Source organism: Lentzea sp. (assembly GCF_036380075.1).
Classification (GTDB): Bacteria; Actinomycetota; Actinomycetes; order Mycobacteriales; family Pseudonocardiaceae; genus Lentzea.
On the sequence record NZ_DASVFL010000374.1, the window covers coordinates 1 to 5,669 of the forward strand.

The window sequence follows — 5,669 nt, forward strand, 5'->3', positions numbered from 1 at the left end:
GCCGGGCCACGATCGGCGTGTTCGCCGGCCTGCAGGTGCTCGACAGCGTCGACGGGTCGATGCTCGTGGTCTTCGCGCCGGAGATCAGCCGCTCGCTCGGCATCGGCACGGAGGTCATGGCCACCCTCGCCGCCCTGACCGGGATGATGGTCGCGGTCGCCGCCCTGCCACTGGGCCTGCTGGGAGACCGGCACCGCCGCACGACCATCGCCGGTATCGCCACGCTGATCTGGGCGGCGGCGGCCGGACTGCTCGGCATGGTCCAGAACCTCTGGCAGGCGGTCGTGCTCCGCGTCGTCGCCGGTGTCGGCAAGGCGAACGAGGGACCGATCCAGTCCTCGCTGCTCGTCGACGCCTACCCGCCCGCGGGACGCGGGCGGGTGCTCGGCCTGCACCGCGGCGGCCAGCCGCTCGGCATCGTCCTCGGCCCGCTGCTGGTGGTGCTGTTCGCGGCGGTGATCCCGGAGGAGAACGAGCCGTGGCGCTGGGCCTTCGGGTTCCTCGCCGTGCCCGCACTGCTGCTGGGGCTCGCCGCGTTCCGGCTGCCGGAGCCGCCGCGCGAGCACTTCACGACCACCCCGCGCGGTGCCCTCACGCAGTTGCGCGGCATCCGCACGTTCGTCCTGGCCGCGGCGGGGCTCGGCGCGTTCGGCATGGCCATCACGACGGTCCCGACCTACCTGTCGGTCCTCCTCCAGCACCAACTCGGCCAGGGGGCGGTGGCGCGCGGGCTGATCACGTCCGCCTGCGCCGTCGGCGGCCTGGCCGGGGCGGCACTGAGCGGGTGGCTCAGCGACCGGCTGTTCCGGTTCAGCCCGAAGGGGTGCCTGTACGTGGCGGCGGCAGCGCTGACCCTGCTGGGCATCGGGTTCGCCGTGCAGGCGCACGCCCCGAACGTCGCCACCTACGTCGTCGTCGGGGTGGTCACCCAGGCCATGACCTTCGCGGGCATCGTCCCGCTGAGCCTGGTCGTCGCGGCGGTGACGCCGCACGACATCCGCGCCACCGCGTTCGCCCTGATGGGTGTCAGCATCGCGGCCGTCGGCGGGCTGGGCGGCGCGCTGGTGACCGGGGTCGCCAAGGTGCTGTGGGGTGAGCAGACGGCGATCACCGTGGTGGCACCGGCCGGAGCGGTGCTCGCGGGACTCGCGCTGGTGATGAGCGCCCGGCACGTGCGCGGCGACATCGCGCGGCTCGTACGATGACCGCTGTGAGCTCCCCAGGACACCGCCGGATCGACGAGATCGGCGACGAAAGCCGCCGCCGGATTCTGGACGCGGCCGAGGAGCTGTTCGCCGAACGCGGGTTCGACCGCACGTCCTTTGTGGACATCGCGAAGCGGTCCGGCATCAGCCGCGGCTCGATCCCGTGGCACTTCAAGAACAAGGACGGCCTCGTGATGGCCGTCGTCGAGCGGGCGGTGGAACGGATCTGGCCCGCCGAGCGCTACGAGACCGTGCCGTCGCTCACCGAGGTGTTCACCGAGAGCACTCGGCTGCTGAGCGACGGGAACTCGGCGCTGGTGTTCATGATCCTCGTCGAGGCCCTCAACGACCGGGGCGTCGTGCACGAGCACTACAAGGAGTTCATCCGGCGCCGGTGCGAGGGCATCGAGGTGTTGCTGCGCCTGCGCCGCCCGGCGGATGTCGACCCCGCCAGGGCAGCCGAGCAGGAGCGCGCCACGGCGGTGGCGCTCAACGGCGCGCTCATGGGCGTCCACCTGCAGGCGCTGGTCGATCCGGACGCCGTGGACATGGACGCCGCGCTGATCGCCATCGCGGGCATGTTCGACCGGAACATGACGGACGTCTGGCGCGACTGATCCTCTGCCCGAAAAGCCCTTCCCGGTTACCTGAACGCCTCTGATCAAGTCAGCGCGGCATCCTCACCGACTTCGCCGTCGTCTCCTCACATCGTCGGACACGTGACGAACTGAGGAGATCTCCATGGGAAAGCAAGGTCTGGGGCGGGTTCTGGCAGCGGTGGCGTTGACCGTGGCCGCGGTGTCCGCGGCAGCGGTACCCGCCGCGGCCGGTCAGGACTCGGCGCAGCGGTGCGCCGCAGGGGAAGTGGTCGTCGACCGGTTCTTCGAGGGGTACTCCCCGAGTCCTGACACCAGCAGGCTGTTCGTGCTGACGCTCAAGGGCCACGAAGGCGTGGACTGCGTGCTCAGCGGCCCGCTGGTCTACACCCGGTTCTACGACACCAACGACCAGCCGATCGACGTCCCGTTCAGCGCCAAGCCCGCGCGGCTGCCGGTCGAGTCGGTGCACGTGACCGAGGACCGCCCCGCGTTCATCTACATCTGGGCGCCGAAGACGGGCACCGGCTTCGGCTACCCGGTCGGCAGGACGGACTTCAACGCGCCGACCGCGCCGTTGACCCCGCTGAGCGTCACGTGGCCGAGGCCCGTCTACGGGCCGCTGCAGTTCACCTGGATCACGGAGGGCGTGAGTTGATCGGGTGACCACTGGTTTCCGGTAGGTGCGATCCCCCGCCCCACCGGAAACCAGACCATCTCGTCGCTCCTACGCTTCGGCCATTCCCGCCACCACGGAGTTCCGGGCCGCCCGGCGTGCGGGCAGCGCCGCGGCGACCACGGCGGCCACCACGGCCAGTGCGAGCACGCCGGCGATCTGTCCGAACGGGATCGACAGGCTGACCGGGAAGGACTCCGACCGGGCCGCGCTGACCAGCAGCCACCCGAAGCCGATCCCGAGCAGCGCCCCGGACGCCGCGCCGATCAGCGTCATCAGGATCGACTCGACGACCAGCATCTGCCGCAGCTGCCCGCGGGTGAGGCCGAGGGCGCGCAGCAGGGCCGATTCGCGGGTGCGTTCGAGCACGGAGAGCGTGAGCGTGTTCGCGATGCCGAACAGGGCGATGACCAGCGCGAGGGCCACCAGTGCCCAGACGAGCAGCAGGATCTCGTCGATCTTGTCGTTGAGGTCGGCCTTCGCCTCCGCCGCGGAGTCGAGCACCGCGAACGGCGAGGCGGCGGTGGCCCGTTCCAGATCAGCCCGCGCGGCCGCGACGTCGGCGCCGGGGACGAGTTTGACCAGGAACTTCTCGTAGCCCGCCGGAGGGTTCCGCAGCAGTGCGGTGGCCGCGGGGAACGTGACCAGGCCGGTGCCGAACTCGGTGTCCTTGATCAGCGCGACGACCCGGAAGTCCTTCCCGCCGAGGTCGAGCGTCGCTCCGACCGCGAGACCCGCCTTCGCGGCGACCTTCTCGTTCATCGCGATCTCGTCGTCCTTCAGCGGTACCAACGGCTTTCCGTCGGACGTGTCCGCGTGGATCATCGAGCCGATCGCGTCGGCCGGGTAGCCCAGCACGTAGGCGGACGGCACCCGGGACGACTTGGCCTTCGCGTAGGCCTCCGGAACCACCCTGGCGACGTTCCTCACCTTCGCGAGCTCGTCGGCGAGCTGTTGCGTCAGCGGACGTTCGTAGTTGTTCGTGGTGATCGAGTAGTCGGCCGGGTAGCGGCTGTCGACCTGGTCGCTCATGGTCTGCCTGCCGCTGCCGGCCGCGACGGACGCCATCGTGACGACGGTGACGCCGATCATCAACGCCGCGGTGGTGGCGGCGGTGCGCTTGGGGTTGCGGCCCGCGTTGGCCGAGGCGAGCTTCGCCGGGACACCGCGCAGCGGCTTGCCGAACAGGCGGTTCACCAGTGGCACGTACAGCGGGCCGAGCAGCAGGACCGCGAGCAGCAACGCCATCGCGCTGCCGCCGGTGGCGAGGATCGCGACCGTTCCGCCCGCCCTGCTCAGGCCGACGACGACTCCAGCCGTGGCGCACAGGACGAGCAGCGCCGCCGCGATGATCCGGAGCTTGCCGGTGCGGGCGACGTCGTCGGAGCTGTCTGGCTGCGACCGGAGGGCGGCGACCGGCGCGACCTTCGTGGCGCGGCGGGCCGGGAGCACGGCCGCCAGGACGGTCACCACCACACCGACGCCGAGGCCCGCGGCGACCGTCACCCACGTGAGCGGCAGGCTGATCTCCACCTCGTCACCGCGCGGGCCGCGGACCCGGCCCGCCGCCAGTTGCAGGCCGGCGGAGACGCCGAGTCCGCCGAGGATGCCGAGCACGGAGGCCACCAGGCCCATGATGACGGCTTCGGCGAGCACGCTGCGGAACACCTGACCGCGTTCCGCGCCGACGCAGCGCAGCAGCGCGAGCTCCTGGGTGCGCTGGGCGACGAGGATCGTGAAGGTGTTGTGGATGACCATGCCGGCGACGACGAGCGAGATCGCGGCGAACGCGAGCAGGAACGCCTCGAACTCCTGACCGGAACCACCGATGCGGGACAGCGCCTCCCGCGTCAGCTGCTCACCCGTCTGCACCACGTAGCCGGGACCGATGGCCCGGGAGATGTCGTCTACGAGCTGTTGTTGCGCCACACCGGGCTTTCCGGCCGCGACGATCTCGTAGATCCGTTGCTCCGGAACGACCTGGCGCAGTCCCTCCTGGGTCAGCAGCACGTGGCGGCTGCCGGACATCGAGATGCCGCTGGCACCCTGCTCGTAGGTGCCGACGATCGTGTACGGGTGCTCGGCGTTGCTCTCGTCGAGCAGTGTGAGCCGGTCACCGACCTTGAGCTTCGCGACCTGCGCGGTCTTGGCGTCGACCGCTGCCTCGTCGGCTCGGGACGGGTACCTGCCGTCCTCGACGTTGAAGTCGCGCAGCTTCTCCGTCGACGGCAGCGGCTGCACCAACGTCGAGTGCGCCTTGCCCGCCGCGTCGAGCATCATGGCCCTGCCGCGGATCCGCGCGTCCGCGCCCTCGACGTTCCGCACCCCGCGGATCCTGTCCAGGAAGTCCGCGGGGACACCGCCCTCCTGGTTCGGGCTGTTCTCCCCCATCGTTACGGCCGCGTCGACGTTGCGGGCGCTGCGGGCGAAGTTGTCCCTGGTCTGGGCCTCGACGGCGTCACCGAGCACCAGCGTGCCGGTGACGAACGCGACGCCGAGCGCGATGGCGATGCTGGACAGCACCAGCCGCGCCGTGCGGGCCCGCAGGCCCGCGAGGATGGTCTTGAGCATCTGTCTCACGCCCCCAGGTGCGTGAGGGCGTTCACGACGGATTCGGTGGTGGGCTGGTGGATCTCGCCCGCGAGCCGGCCGTCGGCCAGCAGGACGACGCGGTCGGCGTAGCTGGCGGCGACCGGGTCGTGCGTCACCATGATCACGGTCTGGCCGAGCTTGCGGACCGACATGCGCAGGAAGTCCAGGACCTCGGCGCCGCTGCGGGAGTCGAGGTTGCCGGTCGGTTCGTCGGCGAAGATCACCTCGGGGCGGGCGACCAGGGCGCGGGCGCAGGCCACGCGCTGCTGCTGGCCACCCGACAGCTCCGTCGGGCGGTGCGACAGCCGGTCGCGCAGCCCCAGCACGGTGACGATGGTGTCGAACCACTGCTGATCGGGCTTGCGGCCCGCGAGCTCCAGGCCCAGCAGGATGTTCTGCTCGGCGGTCAGCGTCGGCAGCAGGTTGAACGCCTGGAACACGAACCCGACGCGGTCACGCCGCAGCTTCGTCAGGTCCTTGTCGCCCAGCTTCGTGATCTCGGTCTGTCCGATGTGGATGGACCCGCTGTCCACGGTGTCCAGTCCCGCCAGGCAGTGCATCAGCGTGGACTTGCCGGAACCGGACGGGCCCATGATCGCG

5 protein-coding genes are annotated in these 5,669 nt (G+C 70.9%); 3 read left to right on the forward strand and 2 right to left on the reverse strand.

What is annotated here, in order from left to right; genetic code table 11:
• The 3 genes from VF330_RS39495 to VF330_RS39505 form a co-directional block, all read left to right on the forward strand.
• Positions 1-1,205, forward strand: a 1,205-nt coding sequence (locus VF330_RS39495; RefSeq protein ID WP_330856867.1) for an MFS transporter, incomplete at its 5' end; no start/stop codon positions are given.
• Between the two features lie 5 nt (positions 1,206-1,210).
• Entirely contained in the window at positions 1,211-1,822 is a 612-nt protein-coding gene (locus VF330_RS39500; protein ID WP_330856868.1) for a helix-turn-helix domain-containing protein, read from the forward strand.
• A gap of 124 nt (positions 1,823-1,946) precedes the next feature.
• The gene (locus VF330_RS39505; protein WP_330856869.1) at positions 1,947-2,459 is read left to right on the forward strand and encodes a hypothetical protein; all 513 of its coding nucleotides are present in this window, start codon (positions 1,947-1,949) and stop codon (positions 2,457-2,459) included.
• Between the two features lie 69 nt (positions 2,460-2,528).
• Here VF330_RS39505 and VF330_RS39510 read toward each other — a convergent pair whose 3' ends face one another.
• Positions 2,529-5,048 carry an ABC transporter permease gene (locus tag VF330_RS39510; RefSeq protein WP_330856870.1) on the reverse strand — a complete coding sequence of 840 codons (2,520 nt, stop codon included), beginning with the start codon at positions 5,046-5,048 and terminating at the stop codon, positions 2,529-2,531.
• 5 nt (positions 5,049-5,053) lie between these two features.
• The coding region (locus tag VF330_RS39515) for an ABC transporter ATP-binding protein (RefSeq protein ID WP_330856871.1) at positions 5,054-5,669 on the reverse strand (616 nt) is incomplete at its 5' end.

Coding starts and splice junctions, on each gene's coding strand:
- VF330_RS39505 (WP_330856869.1), top strand. CDS start 1,947: ATGGGAAAGCAAGGTCTGGGGCGGGTTCTGGCAGCGGTGGCGTTGACC.
- VF330_RS39510 (WP_330856870.1), bottom strand. CDS start 5,048: ATGCTCAAGACCATCCTCGCGGGCCTGCGGGCCCGCACGGCGCGGCTG.